This is a genomic window from Deinococcus cellulosilyticus NBRC 106333 = KACC 11606 (assembly GCF_007990775.1).
In the GTDB taxonomy this organism is placed as follows: domain Bacteria; phylum Deinococcota; class Deinococci; order Deinococcales; family Deinococcaceae; genus Deinococcus_C; species Deinococcus_C cellulosilyticus.
In genome coordinates this window covers 25,248-40,178 of record NZ_BJXB01000020.1, presented here as the reverse complement: position 1 = coordinate 40,178, position 14,931 = coordinate 25,248, and the positions used below count along the sequence as shown (strand labels likewise).

At 56.5% G+C, this 14,931-nt stretch carries 16 protein-coding genes; 12 read left to right on the top strand and 4 right to left on the bottom strand.

The window, feature by feature from the left end; all coding sequences use genetic code 11:
• Window positions 1-43: 43 nt before the first annotated feature.
• Both DC3_RS19630 and DC3_RS29270 read right to left on the bottom strand, forming a co-directional pair.
• A complete protein-coding gene (locus tag DC3_RS19630; protein ID WP_146887371.1) occupies window positions 44-2,404 on the bottom strand; it encodes an IPT/TIG domain-containing protein in 2,361 nt (786 codons plus the stop codon).
• 166 nt (window positions 2,405-2,570) lie between these two features.
• Entirely contained in the window at window positions 2,571-2,735 is a 165-nt protein-coding gene (locus DC3_RS29270) for a hypothetical protein (protein ID WP_186816140.1), read from the bottom strand.
• Window positions 2,736-3,411: 676 nt separating this feature from the next.
• Between DC3_RS29270 and DC3_RS19625 the strand changes: the two genes are divergently transcribed.
• From DC3_RS19625 to DC3_RS19590, 9 genes are all read left to right on the top strand, one after another.
• Window positions 3,412-4,284 carry a hypothetical protein gene (locus tag DC3_RS19625; protein WP_146887369.1) on the top strand — a complete coding sequence of 291 codons (873 nt, stop codon included), beginning with the start codon at window positions 3,412-3,414 and terminating at the stop codon, window positions 4,282-4,284.
• Window positions 4,285-4,947: 663 nt separating this feature from the next.
• Window positions 4,948-5,400: a MarR family transcriptional regulator gene (locus DC3_RS19620; protein WP_146887367.1), complete on the top strand. Its 453-nt coding sequence runs from the start codon at window positions 4,948-4,950 to the stop codon at window positions 5,398-5,400.
• A 1,040-nt stretch (window positions 5,401-6,440) separates the two neighbouring features.
• On the top strand, window positions 6,441-6,803 hold the full coding sequence (locus DC3_RS19615) for a hypothetical protein (protein WP_146887365.1): 363 nt from the start codon (window positions 6,441-6,443) through the stop codon (window positions 6,801-6,803).
• Between the two features lie 513 nt (window positions 6,804-7,316).
• Window positions 7,317-7,538, top strand: coding sequence for a hypothetical protein (locus DC3_RS29265; RefSeq protein WP_186816139.1), 222 nt, complete (start codon window positions 7,317-7,319; stop codon window positions 7,536-7,538).
• Between the two features lie 236 nt (window positions 7,539-7,774).
• Complete coding sequence (locus DC3_RS19610; RefSeq protein ID WP_146887363.1) at window positions 7,775-8,686, top strand: LysR family transcriptional regulator; 912 nt, start codon at window positions 7,775-7,777, stop codon at window positions 8,684-8,686.
• Window positions 8,687-9,308: 622 nt separating this feature from the next.
• Window positions 9,309-9,770, top strand: a complete 462-nt coding sequence (locus DC3_RS19605) for a hypothetical protein (RefSeq protein ID WP_146887361.1) — start codon at window positions 9,309-9,311, stop codon at window positions 9,768-9,770.
• Window positions 9,748-9,999, top strand: a complete 252-nt coding sequence (locus DC3_RS19600; RefSeq protein WP_146887359.1) for a hypothetical protein — start codon at window positions 9,748-9,750, stop codon at window positions 9,997-9,999. Before DC3_RS19605 ends, DC3_RS19600 begins: the two co-directional genes overlap by 23 nt.
• Window positions 10,000-10,005: 6 nt before the next feature.
• Complete coding sequence (locus DC3_RS19595) at window positions 10,006-10,251, top strand: hypothetical protein (RefSeq protein WP_146887357.1); 246 nt, start codon at window positions 10,006-10,008, stop codon at window positions 10,249-10,251.
• Between the two features lie 30 nt (window positions 10,252-10,281).
• Entirely contained in the window at window positions 10,282-10,572 is a 291-nt protein-coding gene (locus DC3_RS19590; protein WP_146887355.1) for a hypothetical protein, read from the top strand.
• Here the strand turns inward: DC3_RS19590 and DC3_RS19585 are convergent.
• Window positions 10,565-11,317 carry a PAS domain S-box protein gene (locus DC3_RS19585; protein WP_146887353.1) on the bottom strand — a complete coding sequence of 251 codons (753 nt, stop codon included), beginning with the start codon at window positions 11,315-11,317 and terminating at the stop codon, window positions 10,565-10,567. The two genes, DC3_RS19590 and DC3_RS19585, sit on opposite strands and share 8 nt — an antisense overlap.
• 215 nt (window positions 11,318-11,532) lie before the next feature.
• Window positions 11,533-12,108: a hypothetical protein gene (locus DC3_RS19580; protein ID WP_146887351.1), complete on the bottom strand. Its 576-nt coding sequence runs from the start codon at window positions 12,106-12,108 to the stop codon at window positions 11,533-11,535.
• Window positions 12,109-12,401: 293 nt separating this feature from the next.
• Between DC3_RS19580 and DC3_RS19575 the strand changes: the two genes are divergently transcribed.
• The 3 genes from DC3_RS19575 (at window position 12,402) to DC3_RS19565 (ending at window position 14,892) form a co-directional block, all read left to right on the top strand.
• Window positions 12,402-13,643: an SLC13 family permease gene (locus tag DC3_RS19575; protein ID WP_146887349.1), complete on the top strand. Its 1,242-nt coding sequence runs from the start codon at window positions 12,402-12,404 to the stop codon at window positions 13,641-13,643.
• Between the two features lie 162 nt (window positions 13,644-13,805).
• Window positions 13,806-14,444 (top strand): phosphoribosyltransferase, encoded by a 639-nt coding sequence (locus DC3_RS19570; RefSeq protein ID WP_146887347.1) that lies wholly within the window; start codon window positions 13,806-13,808, stop codon window positions 14,442-14,444.
• 22 nt (window positions 14,445-14,466) lie between these two features.
• Window positions 14,467-14,892, top strand: a complete 426-nt coding sequence (locus DC3_RS19565) for a universal stress protein (RefSeq protein WP_186816138.1) — start codon at window positions 14,467-14,469, stop codon at window positions 14,890-14,892.
• Window positions 14,893-14,931 lie beyond the last annotated feature (39 nt).

The window sequence follows — 14,931 nt, the reverse complement described above, 5'->3', positions numbered from 1 at the left end:
AGCTGGCCTGAATTTGAACAGGCCAGCTTTCGGGGAGAAAAGTTCAGTTGTAAGTGAATGCCGCTGTCTTGGTGATGGTGGTGTTCGCACCTGCTGCTGGGCTGGTGAAGGCCACATCCACAACCTTCGGGGTACCGCCATTGGGTGCGGTGCAGTTCATGGTGGTGGTGCTGGTGATGGTGCAGGGCGTTGCCGCTGCAGTTCCAAATTTGGAGGAGATGCCCGCATGGAAATCGGTCCCGGTCACCGTGACGATGGTGGTGCTTGCAGAAGCAGACGTGCTGCTCGGGCTCAGACCGGTGATGGTGAAGTTCACGGTGTCGTTGGCCACACCAGGGGTCGGGGTCGGGTCGTTGTGAAAGTTATTGCGGTTGTTGTCCGTGTCGGTGCTGTTTATGTCACGGGAGAGGGTCATGGTGGTCACGGCAGTTGGAGAGGTTGGATAAAGCGCTGTAGCGGTTTCATACAACTGCCCTCCAGCCAGGAAAGCAGGGGTGTTGGTGTCCAGATTCGCCCCTGTAACGTCATAACCCAGTGCATCCACAAGCGTGCCTGTGCCACTTGCCAGGATGATGCTGTCTCCGCCAGCGTTCTCAAAGTCCACAGTGGTTCCGATCAGGTCTGCATTGGGAATGGTGGTGGCGCCAGAGATGTTGCCGTCTGCAATCAACAGGATGCCGTCTGCAGGAATGCGGGTGCCTGCAGGAACTTTGTAGTAGCCTGCATTGCGGGTGCCTGCAGAAATGCCTTTTCCTTCTGTGTCAAAAAGTTCATAATCCCCAACAAGGGCACCCCCGGGTCCAGCCAGTTCAATGAAAGTTTTGCCATCGTCTCCACCAGGGGCATCGATCAGGGCCTCATTGATGACCACCGCAGAGCAACTGCCGTTTGCTGCGCCTCTGGTGTCAGAGACGCGGGTTTTGGTTCCTGTGCCAGGGTAGAAGCTCACACACCAGTTGGTGGCGGTGTTGTTGTCAGCCGCGGTGGCACCAGAGGTCAGCTGTGTGGAAGCACCACTGTAACCCACAAAAGCAGCGGAAGAAGGGAGATAAGAGGCATTGGAGGTAAAGGTTCTGAAGTCCACCAGGTCTTCCACTGCCGGTCCACTGCTGCCATGTTTGAGCAGGGCAAGGATGTCTCCATTGTCCAGCAGGGAAAAAGTGGAGCCAGGAGCCCCGTACACAAAGCCTGCTCCTGCAGGGATGTCGGCAGCACTGGCAGGATTGACCACACCATAAGCCACTGCCCCTGCTGCGAGGGTGATGGGTGTTTTGGCACTTCCAGTCGGGTCGGTGACTGCACGCAGGCGGGCCACCTGTCCAAGCCAGTTCTGGAACCAGTAGCCCTGCAGGTTCACAGGTGCAGCGCTCATGTTTTTCACCTCAATGAATTCGGTTCCCAGGGATTTGAATTCGGTGATCACCACATTCAGGTTTTCGCTGTCATTGGCGTAGGTGGAGCACTTTCCCATGGTTTGCATTCCATCAGATCCGGAGGCCACGGCAATGATGGCACCGCAGATCCGGGTGGCAGAGGCGTCATAACTGCTGCCTCCCAGCACCCGCACGGAACTGGCACCCACATCACTGGCGCGGGTGTCCACCAGGGTGTCATCGGTCTCCAGGGTGCTCTGGGTGACCCGGGTGGCGGCCTCATCGACGAGCACGAAAGTCATGGTGAAACGGTAGGGGGTGCTGGCCGAGACGGTGTTGGGCACCCGCACGGCAAGGGTGATGCGGCCCGTGTCACAGTTGGGGGTCGCACAACCCGCAGCGTCAATGAAGCGCTTGTTGCCGCTTGTGTTCAGGTTTCTGGCACTGTAACCGTAGTACAGCACGGTGTCACTGGGAGAGATGATTCCAGAAACCTTGGCCTCTGAATCAATGGCATTGACTTCATCACCGGTGAAAACCTGCAGGTCCGCCTGGGTGGGGACCACCATGGAACCACCACTCAGCACATCAAAAGCGGTTCCGTGTGAGGGGAGCACAGCGCGGGCCACACTGGAATCGGTGATGGGGGTGCCTGCAGCATTGCTGATTTTTTTCAGGGCTGTTCCACCAATGTTGTCTGCTGCCTTGTGGTAAGCGTAGAGCGTGAGGTTGTCAAAAGGCTGGGCACTGAGGTTTTTCACCGTGAAGGTGGCATTCATGTAACGGTGACCACTGGTGTCATCGTAGTCCGTGTAAGCTGCTGGCTTGAGAAATTTCACATCGGTGTCGGGCCGCACGGCCTGAGGAAGCACGATTGCGGTGGCAGTGGGTGCAGGACCCAGCTCAAAAGTGAGTTCCACTGCCCCACGCACCACAGGCTGTGGTCTGGTGGGGGCAGAGGGGTTTGAAGCACATGCAGCCAGCATGATGGGGGCAAGCAAGAAAAGCAGGGAGGGTTTGAGGTGTTTCATCGGGTGCCTCTGAAACAGACAACAGGAGCGGAAGCGGGGTGCTGAGTGGTGGACGGGTTTTGCATGGGTCTCCTGATGTGCGTGGGGACAGAATTGTAAAAACGGACGTTCCTTCCTCAGATGGGACCTGGGAAGGTGAAGGGATGGGGCTGTGCAATGAAGAGGATCAGTCCCCGCCTGGACCGATTTCCAGGCTGATGGCTGTGGTCAGCATTTGCCAGCGGCCATGGGCAACGAGAACGGGAGGCTCGTATGTGGGACGTTCTGCAGGTTCAGAACCTGCAGTGTCGATGGTGGTGAGGGTGGGCACGGATTCTGAATCATGCGTCATGGGTTTTCACGTCCTCTGGAAGTTCCAGCAAGTCAAAATGCAGAGCACATGCCTTCTTGCTGTGATGTGCAATTTAGCATCAACAATAAGCAGGGTCAAGTTTATTGGTGAGACCAGCGGGTGATTTTTCTCGGAATGCCACATTGATACCCAGATGTAAGGATAAAGTATGTTTTTTGTAATGAAATGCTGGCCATGCAGGTGATTTGTGTTTGGGTTGTATCATCTGCTTCCGCAATGCTCGGACTGCACAACCCTGGTGCATATGATGAATCTTTATGTGCTGTGAAACAGCTTCTAAAATGAGCTGATGACCTGCAGCCCAAGGTATCTACCCAGAAATGTCATGGTTTTGTCAACTGTTTGAAGGGTTGTCTGTGGGTCATTTTGGCAGTGCTTCACCTGATTCTCCTGTTCAATCTCATGTTTTTGAAGGTCTGATGTTTGAAACGCTTCTGACAACGGAGCAGGTGGTCCTCTTGTTGCACAGGTGGAGGGTTCTGCAGCAATCCTGGGTCAGGGCTGTTTCTGGTTCACTTGCTTCCCTGAGACGGTCATGAAACGCCTGCGGCTTATCCTGAGGAAAAATCACCTTGAGGAGGACCATCATGCACCCGACCGGAAATCTGCCCCATGCACCTCAAAAGGCTGCACAGGCCCTTGATGAGGGTTGCCCATGAGTGTCAAAGCAGCAGTGCAGGCCCGTCACCGCACCCTGATGCAGGGGGTGCTGGTGCTGGCTGGAGCCGTGGCCCTTTTTCTGACCGCAGGATTCTTCTTGCAATGGCCGCCCGTCACCCGCCTGTGGCCCTGGCCGGATGCGAGCCTGTCTTACACCTTCATTGCCTCCATTTTTGCTGCCGTGGCCGCCCCGGTGATCTGGCTTGGGCTGTCCGGTGACTTTGGGGCAGCCAGGGGAGGGGCCATCAACCTCGGAGTGGTTTTCGCGGGTGCAGCAGTGGTTTTTGCAGGATGGCTGGGGGCTTCCAGCCTGCCACAGTGGGGGCCTGCCCTGACCTGTCTCGCAGGTGTGGTCCTCAATGGGATGCTCTTTGTGTGGACCCGAAAACTGCGGATGCTGGATTCCACACCAACTCCACCCCTGGTGCGGTTTTCCTTTGCTTTCTTTACGCTCGCGCTCATCACTGTGGGAATGGGTTTGTTTTTGCACAGACCGGTGTTTCCCTGGGGACTGGACCCGGCCTCTTCCACCATCTTCAGTTTTGCTTTTTTCGGAGCGGCGTACTACTTCGGGTATGGCGTGGTGCGGCCCTGCTGGTCCAATGCAGTAGGGCAATTGCTTTCCTTCCTGGCCTATGACCTTGTGCTGATCATCCCCTACCTGATGCGCCTGCTGGGAGGAGAGGGGGAAGGCCCTGCAAGCCCATACATGTACGGAAGTTATGGCTCTGCCCCTTCAGCCCCCCAGGGGGGAGGAACCCTCAGTCTTGTGCTGTACATCCTGGTTCTGCTGTACAGTGCTGCACTGGCGGTGTATCACCTCATGATCCATCCTCGCACCCGGTTGTGGTCCCGCCAGCAGGGATGACGCTGCAGTGGCTGCATGCGCTGTGCATCAAGCCCAGCAAAGAGAGGATGCGTCAGCGGTCCATCCCTGCAACGCCCTGACATCCCGCAGTTCAATCCAGAAGTTTCCAGCACCCCTTCAGACCCTCTGGACGAACACCTGGGTGTCCAGAAGGAAGGACCCGGGAGGTGCAAAGGAACACCAAGATCCTGCAGGTGCCCTGCAACCCTGCTGAAGGGTGCAGATCCAGGGACCATTGCAGATCAATGCGGACGGTTTTTATGCTTTTCTGAGTGCCTGAGGGCCTCAGATTCTTCCTGGCAACGGTCCAGGTACAGCGACCATTCCTGCAGGGTTCTCAGGCCAGATGCGATGGCCTGTGCAGGAATGTGCAACCGGTCCCGGATAAAAATTCTCGTTTGGCACGGGAGAGAACAAGGCTGTTCATGGCTCAGCGCACCATGCCTTTCTGGAAGGGGGGTGAGGGTGAGCAAAACCCTCAGAAATCCCTGTTCAGGTGCAGCAGAGGTCTTCTCATGGTGGCGTGATATGATGATGTTTCGGCAAAAGACCCAGGGACCCATGTTTCTGCGGTCATTTTGCTTACGCACCATCACCTCTTCCAGGTGGTCCTTTTCAGGTTCTGCTCGTGCAGCGGTCCTGCCGTCATGAAAGAGGAATCACATGCTGAATGCTTCAAGTTCTGTCCTGCAAATCCAGCAGGGTGCAGTGCTCCAATTGCTGACCACCCACAACAGCCTGGGCGGTCACGAAATTCGTGCTGAACTCGGAATCACCACCAGTGAGCTGCAAACGGTGCTCGCTGAATTGATCGCCCAGGGTCTGGTGCAGACCGACCAGCTGCGCAACAGCGTGCGCTACATCAAACGTGAGTTTGAGCATGACCCCCACCTGGTGCACCCGGAGTGGTTTGGGCAACTGGAAGCCTGGTTTGCCCAGGGGGGCCGGGAGACCGTGTTCAGTCTGGCCCGACAGTTGAAATGGAAGGTGCCCGACACCCGAGCCACGCTGGAGGAAATGCGCAAGCAGGGCCTGCTGTACGGAAAATTTGTTGGCAACATGTGCGTGTATTCACTGCGTCAACGTGGAGTGGTGCGGCAGGTCTCTCAGGCCTGAAGATCGACGTTCTGAAACGTCTTCAGAACAAGCTGCGCTGCAGCAAAAAAACAAACCTCCGCTTTGCGAGGGGTGAAGGCAGGGAAATGACTTTCCCTGCCTTCTTCTCAGCGAGGTCTGCCCGGGCATCATGCACTGCAGCTCTGGTACGGTCCTCAAGTTCTGCCTGGCTTTGTCCACAAAGTTGTCGCTGTTTTCAGCGGTGGCTTCATCTGCCCTTTTGACTGCCTTGAAGGGTTTACGCATACCCTGCCTGAGAAAACATTGCAGCAGGAGAGGTGACCTTGTGGCAAAGTCCAGGGGATTGAACATTTTGACATGCCACTGGATCTTGCTTGTAGGGTGTTGCTTGCAGATGCGTCCTTTCAGTCAGTCCTGTAAAACAGAGCACAACATGTGTTCCACGCTGGGCATTTCAAAAGCCAGGGTCATCAATTGAACAGAATTGTTTTGGAGTCAGGCGTACCCTGAAAGCACTGTGCTGAAATTCGATTTCAACAGTTTGAGTCCATTTCCATTCAGTTGGAGTTCAGGTGATCATGTCCCTGTGTTTCTTTGCCCATCTGATTCCAAATGAATCTATCAGATTTTATCATTAATTTATCACCTTATTTTTTTAAGATGAATGTGTTGAACAAGACGCCAACAGTGTCTACAACATCATGCAACACCCATCATTATTGGATCTGTGACTTCATCGAAGCCACAGCGTGTTTTCACCTGACCTTTGTGCCTGGATCAGACCCCCTCTGCAAGACGGTGCCTCAGGCTGAACCCCCTGAAGGCCATCTTGCTCCAGAGGGCGATGAGAGCAGCACCAGGGCCGGACCTTCTGGTGGCAAACCCGGACAGGTCCCTGGCACGTGGAGTCCTCTGGATGAACCCTCCAGGGGTTGCCCGTGCCCCACAGGTGAAACAGGTAATTCACCCTGAGGATGCCTCTGGCATCCTTTTTTCATCTGGGGTTCAAATCCAGGGAGACAGGTACGCCTACGGAAAGACCCACCAACCCTATCGAATCACTCGAAAGGAGATGCAACATGCCTTTTCAGATGAAGCCGCAGCGACTGCAGGAAATCCAGAATTTGATTGACAGATACGAGCCCATCCTGGAACCCCTGAGCCAGCAACAGGCCACTGCTCTGGCCCATTCACGGGACACGGTGCGCGTCCACCTGTATGCCTGGCACATCAAGGATTTCCAGCAGCATGAGCAGCAGGTGCTGTCCGAGCTCGGTCATGTGTGCCATCTGGAACACAAGAAGATCCGCACCCTGCTTGCCCGCAAGCACCGGGAGTGGCTGGACCAGGCGTACCCGTGGCTGCTTGAAAACGAAAAACGACCCCGCCTGGAAAGACGCCATTCAGGATCAACTGGGCAACAGTCTGTGGATGCAAAGTGAACCTGGTAGAATCTTCCGGTTTTGAAGGGATTGAAAATCTTCCGTTTCTGCAGGTGTAAAACCTGAATTCCCTTGCCCGAGCCTCCACAGGCCGAAGGGAGTTGCGAAGTGTGCCACGGTCCCAAGAAAACACGCCATGCTCATGTTGCCTTCTGGCCAATCTGCTTTTGCCTCTTCCAGACGGCGACATGCTGGGAAAAAACAGGACAGTGCTCAATGGTTTCAGTTTCAGTTCATGTGTTCAGGGGAAATCCCTTTCTCTGGTGCCGCATGATCGAAAGAGGGAGAGACAATCCCAATTATCATATGGTTATCATGTTTAATGCTTACGCTGATGTTGTTGAAGCCCAGATGGCTTTCAACAACGCTTCCATGCATGGAATTCCCCAAGTCCTGTTTTTTATTGAACATCATTAAAACTTTGCAAGTTCACTTGCAATGTACCCTGCATGTCACACTGCACAACCCAGTGCACCCATCAACACAGACCTTTCACATCCAAAGGAGATGAACATGACCAACCAAAGTGGTGGAAATCAAGGCGGTTCCGGAGGCGGCAACTCAGGCGGTCAAGGCGGTTCTGGAGGCAACTCCGGTGGTCAGGGCGGAAGCTCTGGCGGACAGGGTGGAAGCTCTGGCGGACAGGGCGGAAGCTCTGGCGGACAGGGTGGAAGCTCTGGCGGTTCAGGCGGCCAGGGGTCCAACAGTGGCGGTGGCAGCCAGGGTTCTCAATAAAACCTGAAATTCACTTCGAGAGGACGCAACTTGCGTCCTCTTTTTTGTTTGGTGGGCACTGCAGGACTTCTGGAGAGGGAGCCTGTCCCTGCTTTCTGTCCTGTGCCTGAATCTTCTGCTCTGGGTGTGGATGGACGAATGGCAGATTCCAGGCCTTCTCAAACCGTGTATGCTCTTGCTGAGACTGCTGTTCTGGCAGCCCCATCCCTTCTCTCACCTTCTCGTCAGGATGATGCATGGCACCCCTTAAACCCACCCTGTCCCAGCTCCAGTGTTTTGTGGCGGTCAGTGACGCTGGAAGTTTCAATGAAGCCGCCGCCCGCACCGGCATGTCCCAGAGCACCCTCAGTGAGGCGGTGCAGACCCTGGAAAGGCACCTCAGGTGCACCCTCTTTCACCGCAGCCGAAATGGGGTGACGCTCACTGCTGCCGGAGCCCGGGCCCTGGACCACGCCCGCATTGCCCTGATGGCCATTGAGGACCTCACCCGTGCGGTGGAAGACCCGCAGGAACTCTCTGGCACGGTACGAATCGTCAGCTTGCGCAGTGCTGCGTCCAAACTGTTGCCCCGGGTGCTGGTGCGCCTCAGGCAGGACCATCCGGGTCTGAATGTGGTGGTGCTGGAGTCTGAATCCCACGCCTCGGCAGGGGAGACCTTGCTGCGAAGAGGTGAAGCAGACATTGGCCTTTTGCCCCATCCTCCTCACGCTTCTCTGCTGTCCTGGCCGCTGTACCAGGATGAGTGGCTGGCGATCTATTCCCGCAAACGCCAGAACAAACCCCGCACCTGGGCCGATTATCACGGCCAGACTTTTCTGATGAACGGGGGTGCCCCATCCACGGTTGTGATGATGGAGGAGTTGATGGAGCAGCACGGGGTGCAGCAGGCCACCATCCAGCAGTATCAGGATGACACGGTTCTTCTGGCGATGGCCGAGCATGACCTGGGCATCACCCTGCTTCCCCGTCTGGCGATTCCCCATCTGCCAGACACCCTGGAAACCTGGCCCCTGCCTGATCCGATGCCCCGAACCATCGGGGTGATGGTGCTTCCACGCCGTTCTGGACTGCCCATTTTGCAGGCGGTGGTTCATGCCTTGCTGGACACCTGGGCCCACACGCCAGAAACCCAGTTGCAGCAGCCTTGAACGGGTCGTTTTTCATCATGCTGCTGTCACAAATTTGAGTGGTGCAGCTGGCAAAAGTCTGAAATTTGCTGTTTGAAGCGTCGATCAGGCAGATGAGGTCTGATCAGCGATCCTCAGAATTGACTCAGCGCAACTACAGGGCAGTTGAAGGTGTGCAGGTTATCTTGAGGGTGGCTGTTTTGGTAAAGCAGAAATCCCCTCACACAAACATTTCGAGTGTAAATGTTTGTGCATGTCAATTTTGAAGTCAAAAGCCATTTTTTAAGTTGAGTCCTGATATAAGTAAAAACCCTGGTCAAGAGAATTAAGATTTTATCATCAATCTATCATCTTTAGTATCTATGATGATCGTGTTGAGTTCATTTGAAACTCGACTTCAAAAGCAATGCACCGCTGGAAGGAAGCAATCACCTTCTCAGCCACATCATCTCTCCAAAAGGGATTTGAATCTGGCGGTCGACATCCAGCCCCACAAAGAACAGTCACCCATCTGCACTGCCCTGTACAGAGCCCCTGGGCCTCTTGCCGAAGGTGCACGCCACTCACCCCTTTCCTGGTGAAAAGCGCATGCACCGGACAGAGGTCCTCATCCTGTCTGGCCCAAACAGAAATGGAGCACCCCATGGCCTGGACCATCAACGAAGATGCCAACCTCCACCTGCAGACCACCCCGTGTCAGGCCCGCAGTGTGCTCAATGTGGACCACCTGCCCGAACAGGATGTGCAACCCCAGCGCTCCACGGTGCTGCTCTCACAACATGGGACGGAACAGCCCATCATCCAGGAACACCTGATGCGCGGAGGATGCGCCGTGGTGTTTGACCGGATGAATCGCAACGACCCCGAGCCCCGCACCGAACACTGGCTGATGGTGCACCAGGGCGAAAGTGCAATTCCTGTGGTGTCCCTCCTGGAACTCTGCATCCAGTGTGGAGAAACCACCCTGGACCACCTGGAACACCTGCTCGGTGAAACTGCCCTGCTTTTGCTCAGTGGATGCGACCCCTGGAAAATCAGGCCCCACCTGCTTCCCGAAAACCCCAACCCCAAAGGAGAAGAAGATGCCCCAGTTTTACATTCGTGAAGCCGGCATGCTGACCGTGATCGAGGCTGCTGGCCCGGTCGAGGCCCTGAGCCACTACGGTCATGTGCACGGCTGGAAACTGAAACCGGACTGGCTTCAGGAGCTCAGAGAAGGCGTGTGGTCCCTCTTTCATGGGGAGTTGATGCTCTTCACCGAGGACCCCAGACCGGCCACTTCTGCACCTGTGCTGGTCAGTGAAGACCTGCACCTCACAGGAAGGCCCCAGTAACAGCCCATGAAAGTGTTCGGTCTGCAGCTCAACGTGCTCATCCGCGACGAGGACGGCATGTGGCAGGTGCTGTGTTCCCAGGACGTGCTGAAAAAACTGATTGACGCTTTCGATATTCAGGAACACATCTGGGTTGAGGGTGAGCCCCACCAGATCAGCAGCATCGATTTCACCGATCTGGAAGAAGCCCGGCTTGGTTACGACCTCTTCGTGATGAACCTCACCGTGCGCCGAATCACCCGCAGTGCCTGAACAGCAAGACCTGCAAGAAAGGAGCCGAATGTGCCACTGAAAACCTCACCGGAAAAACGCAGGCAGATGGAAGCTCTGGTGGAACAGTACCATCCCGCCCTGCACCCCCTTCCCAGAGAGGAAGCCGAGCAACTCGGTCACAGCAGGGAGGTGATCCGGGTCAGGCTGTGCGCCCTGCACATGCCTGAACTCACTGCACATGAGGTGTGGGTGATGCAGGAACTCGGTGAGGTCTGTCACCTGGAAATCAAGAAGATCCGCACCCTGCTGGCCGCCCGGCACCGCGAATGGATTGACCTTGCCTACCCCTGGCTCAAGTGAGTGGGCCAGAAAGGTTTTCTCTGGGCACTTCACGTCCCACTGCAATCCCCCGACGGTCCTCCAGTGGGGTGAACGTCCACTCCAGAAGCACGGCATGTCCTGCCCTGTGCATCCACCTGACCCGGTGGGCAGGTGAAGGCTGACCAGACTCCACGATGTCCAGATGGGCACTGCTGGCCGTGGGGGTGTCCTCTGGATGGGAAAAATCGGTGACGGGTCGCCCGATCACCTCTTCAGGGAGGTACCCCAGGATGCGGGTGAAGGCCGGATTGACGCTGAGGATCTTCATGTTCTGGCCCACCAGGATGATGTCCGGAGACTGGTCAATCACCGACTGCAGGTGCCTCGCCCGGTTCACCACGGTGCCCTTCAGGTGTTGTCGGTGCAGTCCAAGCGAGAGGGACTGTGCCACCTGGGCTGCTGCCACAATCTGCTGGGTGGTGGGTTTGCGTTTCTCCCGGCAAGAGGCGTAAATCAACCCGATGCCCTGATCCGGGGTCCGCAGGGCACAGCAAAAGAGGGTGTCCTGGGTTCGCTTGATCAGGTTCTCGGTGGGGCCCAGTTGCTGCTCTTCGTGTTCCCACACCAGATCCACCATCCCAAACCTGAGGGCCATGCGGGCCAGGGCCTCTGCCTGCACGTTCAGGCGAATCAGGGCAGAGAGGTAAGCCTGATCTTCCGGGATGCCATAACTGCCCACCGCCTGCAAAGTCCCCTCTGTCCCTTCAGGGTCCTGCAGGAGCACATGGCCTGTTCACACTCCAGGCATTTTGCGAACAGGGCTGCAAACTGGTCTTCTGCCCCCTCTGGCCAGTTCAGGGCAAGGTGGATGGGGTCCAGGTCTGGAATGGGCAATTTGCTGTTGGGCTCAACGGATGACCTGTGCATGTGCTCACCTCAAGGGAATTGAACAAAAAGGATGCTGGTGACCTGATACGAAAATAAAACAAAAAGTGGGCTTCAGGAAGTGGGCTTGATCTCTTTGTGCTCCAGCAACTGGCGAAGCTCAAAAACGGCCTGCCCCAGCCTGAACCCTTCAGCGTCCGGTTCCAGTTTCAGGAACCTGCACTCCAGTTCTGCCTGTGCCTGCATGATCCGTTGATCAAGCAGGAGACGCTGCTGCCCGGACACCCGTCTGGACACCAGTACGACGGCCACGTTTGCACGGGCAAAATACAGGTCCAATCGCAGGTCTCCCACCTCCACATTCTGGCTGGGTTCAAAGTCCTGAAACGCCTCCGACAGCACCTCCAGCAGTTCAGACTCTGCATCCAGCCGCAAAGTCACCACTTCGGTTTCTGTGTTCACCTGCTCCAGCAACAAGACCAGACGGTCAAAATCCTCGATGGGAATGGCGGGCAGCATGCGGCTCTTGCGCCCATCTTTCATGATGAACTGCTTGCGGGCATGCCGGGGCAGCATCTCTGCAGGCAGCTTCAGCAGCTTTTTCCAAGTTCTGGATGGATAGGGATCTCCAAGGTGGGTGAGCACCTCATAGACCGAGAGATGACCTTCCACCACCTGAAATCCTGACATGCAAGAAGTTTAGCAGGATTCAACTGTTCCACAGCAGGCATTTGTCATTGGCACCACAAAACATGAAGAAAATAAACCCACATCCGGTCCATTCTGATGAAAGGGTCAGAAGAACCTGACCTTTTTTCAGTTGGCATGTTGCATCAGGGCTCAGTTTGACCGGGTCATGCAGTTGAAGGCCCATTCTAGGTGCATTGGGCCCACCCCGTCCATCACCTGGAGGGCTGGATCAAAAGGGGTTTTGCTTGCCTGACCGGGACAAAATCTGACTGCAAAACCCTTACCCTGAAACCATGGACATGGCAGTTCTGGCTCTGGTCATGCTGGTGCTGGTGCTCACGGTGGGGGCGTTTCGCCCGGACCTGAACGCAGGTGTGCTTTCCATTGCTGCGGCTTTCCTGCTGGGGGCTTTTGGTGCAGGTCTCACAGCAACCCAGATTGCTGATTTTCTGCCTTCAAGCCTGATCCTCACCCTGGTGGGGGTGTCCCTGTTTTTTGAACTGCTCAGGCACAACGGCACCCTGGACCTCCTGGCCCGCTGGGCACTGAAGCCCGTGAGGGGAGATGCCCGCTGGCTTCCAGTGGCGTTTTTCCTGATCGCTTTTGTGCTGTCCGCACTGGGTCCGGGCAACATTGCTGCAACAGCGCTCATTGCGCCAGTGGCGATGGCCAGCAGCTTGCAGTTGGGTGTGAGTCCGCTCCTGATGGCCATTGTGGTCTGCACCGGGGCCAATGCTGGAACCTTTTCACCTGTTGCGGTCACAGGCAGCATCAACACTGAACTGATGCGCCAGATGGGCCTTTCTGAGCCTGCCCTGCCGTTGCAGGTGTTCTGGAGGGTGGCAGTGATTCAGACCCTCAGTGCTGTGCTGGCCTACCTGCTGTTCCACCCGAAGGCTCAGAACCTCAACCCCACCGCTTCAGAAGACAGGCCTGATTTCAGCAAACAGCACCTGCTTTCTCTGGGGTGCATGGCGGTGTTCATTGCGCTGGTGGTGGTGTTTCACTGGCCTGCTTCCTACAGCGCGATCCTGCTTTCTGTGCTGCTGATGGTGTTGCGGGCCGCTCCCTCCGAGAAAGCCTTAGAGACCGTTCCGTGGGCAGTGGTGGTGCTCATTGCTGGCATCAGTGTGCTGCTGGGCGTGCTGGAACATGTGGGCAGCCTGGAAATGCTCACTTCCCGACTCAGTGAAACACCGGATGGGGTGTTTCATGGGGTGCTGGCCCTGGTGGCAGGTCTGGCCTCTGTTGGCAGCAGTTCCAGTGGGGTGGTGATGCCGCTCTTCATTCCCATGGTTCCCGGTCTCGTCCCGGGAGGCAGCGAAAGGGCCTGGATGGACGCAGTGATCGCCATTGATGTGGGGGCCCACATGGTGGATGTCAGTCCCCTCTCCACGCTGGGTGCCCTGTGCCTTGCTGCCCTGCCAGAAGGCCCTGAGCGGCAGCGCACTTTCCGGCACCTGCTGTTGTGGGGTCTGATGATGGCTTTCCTGGGAGCCCTGCTGGTTTTTGTGGTTCTGGATCTCGTCTCCTGATCCACATGACTTCGACTTGCTTGTGGGTAATCCTCTGGTAATGCCAGGGGCCTACAATGAAAGCAGCACCTGAACCTGTCTTCCTGAACACCCGGTCTCCAGCAGATCCCTGTGTTCCCTCTTCGTATCCCTGGCCAATCAGGTGTCACGGAGGTGAGAGTGATGTCCTTTCAAAACCGCACGGTGGCAGGAGAACAACTCGCTGAACGGATCTTCAAAAAAGTGCATGCCCAGAAGGTGCTGGTGCTCGCGATCCCGAGAGGGGGAATTCCGGTGGCCCTTCCGGTGGCCCGCAAGTTGAATGCCCCGCTGGACGTGCTGGTGGTGCGCAAACTCACCCCTGAGGGAACAGACCGCCCGGCCACCGGAGCCCTCTCGGCAGGTGGAGTGCAATTGCTGGACGGGGACACCATGGAGTGGTTCCATCTGGCCCCTCACACCCTGAATGAAAGCCACACCCTGCAAATGCAGGCCCTGGAAAAACAGGAGCAGGGTTACCGTTCAGGGTTGCATCCCCTGAACCTCAGTGGCCTGACGGTGGTGCTCATTGATGACGGCATGGTCACCGGGGCCACCATGCGTGCAGCCATTCAGGCGGTGTGGTACCTGGGAGCGAAGCACCTGGTGGTCGCAGTTCCACAAGCCTCCCGTGAATCCATCATTGCCGTGCAGGGTCTGGTGGATGAGGTGGTCTGTCTGGAAACCCCTGTTCCGTATTCCACCGTCCGTGACGGTTATGCAGAACCGCTGGGCTTCACCGATGCCGAACTGAGCAGCATGCTGCGGGAGCTTTCCGTGTAGTTGAGGCATTGAGGAGGTGCAAGTGAAACGCATTCTGGTTCCCACCGATTTTTCAGCCAGTGCCCAGAAAGCCCTGGAACTCGCCCGCCACCTGTGCCCGCAGGCCAAAATCGGGGTGCTGCATGTCTTTGATGCCAGTGCCATGTACGCCCCTTATGCAGATGGCATTGGACCTCTGTACCTGATGGAAGAGGCCAACAAAGGCCTGCAAACAGAAACCCTGCACAGGCTCAGGGAATGGTGCCAGAAAGGTGAAGAATCCTGGCAGGTGGTGGGTCAACCTGCAGAAGCCATTCTCCGTGAGGCAAAGGAATTTCAGGCCGATGGCATCTTCATGGGCACCCACGGCAGGCGCGGTTTCAGTCACCTGCTCTTTGGCAGTGTGGCCGAGCAGGTGGTGCGGCAGTCCCCTGTTCCGGTGATGGTGGTGCGGGCAGTGGAGCATTGAGGTGTTGCCCAGCTGATTCATTGTGCTTGAGAACCTGCC

Excerpts from the sequence above, each read along its gene's own strand:
- DC3_RS19630 (WP_146887371.1), bottom strand. The coding sequence starts at position 2,404 with ATGAAACACCTCAAACCCTCCCTGCTTTTCTTGCTTGCCCCCATCATG.
- DC3_RS29270 (WP_186816140.1), bottom strand. The coding sequence starts at position 2,735 with ATGACGCATGATTCAGAATCCGTGCCCACCCTCACCACCATCGACACT.
- DC3_RS19625 (WP_146887369.1), top strand. The coding sequence starts at position 3,412 with ATGAGTGTCAAAGCAGCAGTGCAGGCCCGTCACCGCACCCTGATGCAG.
- DC3_RS19620 (WP_146887367.1), top strand. The coding sequence starts at position 4,948 with ATGCTGAATGCTTCAAGTTCTGTCCTGCAAATCCAGCAGGGTGCAGTG.
- DC3_RS19615 (WP_146887365.1), top strand. The coding sequence starts at position 6,441 with ATGCCTTTTCAGATGAAGCCGCAGCGACTGCAGGAAATCCAGAATTTG.
- DC3_RS29265 (WP_186816139.1), top strand. The coding sequence starts at position 7,317 with ATGACCAACCAAAGTGGTGGAAATCAAGGCGGTTCCGGAGGCGGCAAC.
- DC3_RS19610 (WP_146887363.1), top strand. The coding sequence starts at position 7,775 with ATGGCACCCCTTAAACCCACCCTGTCCCAGCTCCAGTGTTTTGTGGCG.
- DC3_RS19605 (WP_146887361.1), top strand. The coding sequence starts at position 9,309 with ATGGCCTGGACCATCAACGAAGATGCCAACCTCCACCTGCAGACCACC.
- DC3_RS19600 (WP_146887359.1), top strand. The coding sequence starts at position 9,748 with ATGCCCCAGTTTTACATTCGTGAAGCCGGCATGCTGACCGTGATCGAG.
- DC3_RS19595 (WP_146887357.1), top strand. The coding sequence starts at position 10,006 with ATGAAAGTGTTCGGTCTGCAGCTCAACGTGCTCATCCGCGACGAGGAC.
- DC3_RS19580 (WP_146887351.1), bottom strand. The coding sequence starts at position 12,108 with ATGTCAGGATTTCAGGTGGTGGAAGGTCATCTCTCGGTCTATGAGGTG.
- DC3_RS19575 (WP_146887349.1), top strand. The coding sequence starts at position 12,402 with ATGGACATGGCAGTTCTGGCTCTGGTCATGCTGGTGCTGGTGCTCACG.
- DC3_RS19570 (WP_146887347.1), top strand. The coding sequence starts at position 13,806 with ATGTCCTTTCAAAACCGCACGGTGGCAGGAGAACAACTCGCTGAACGG.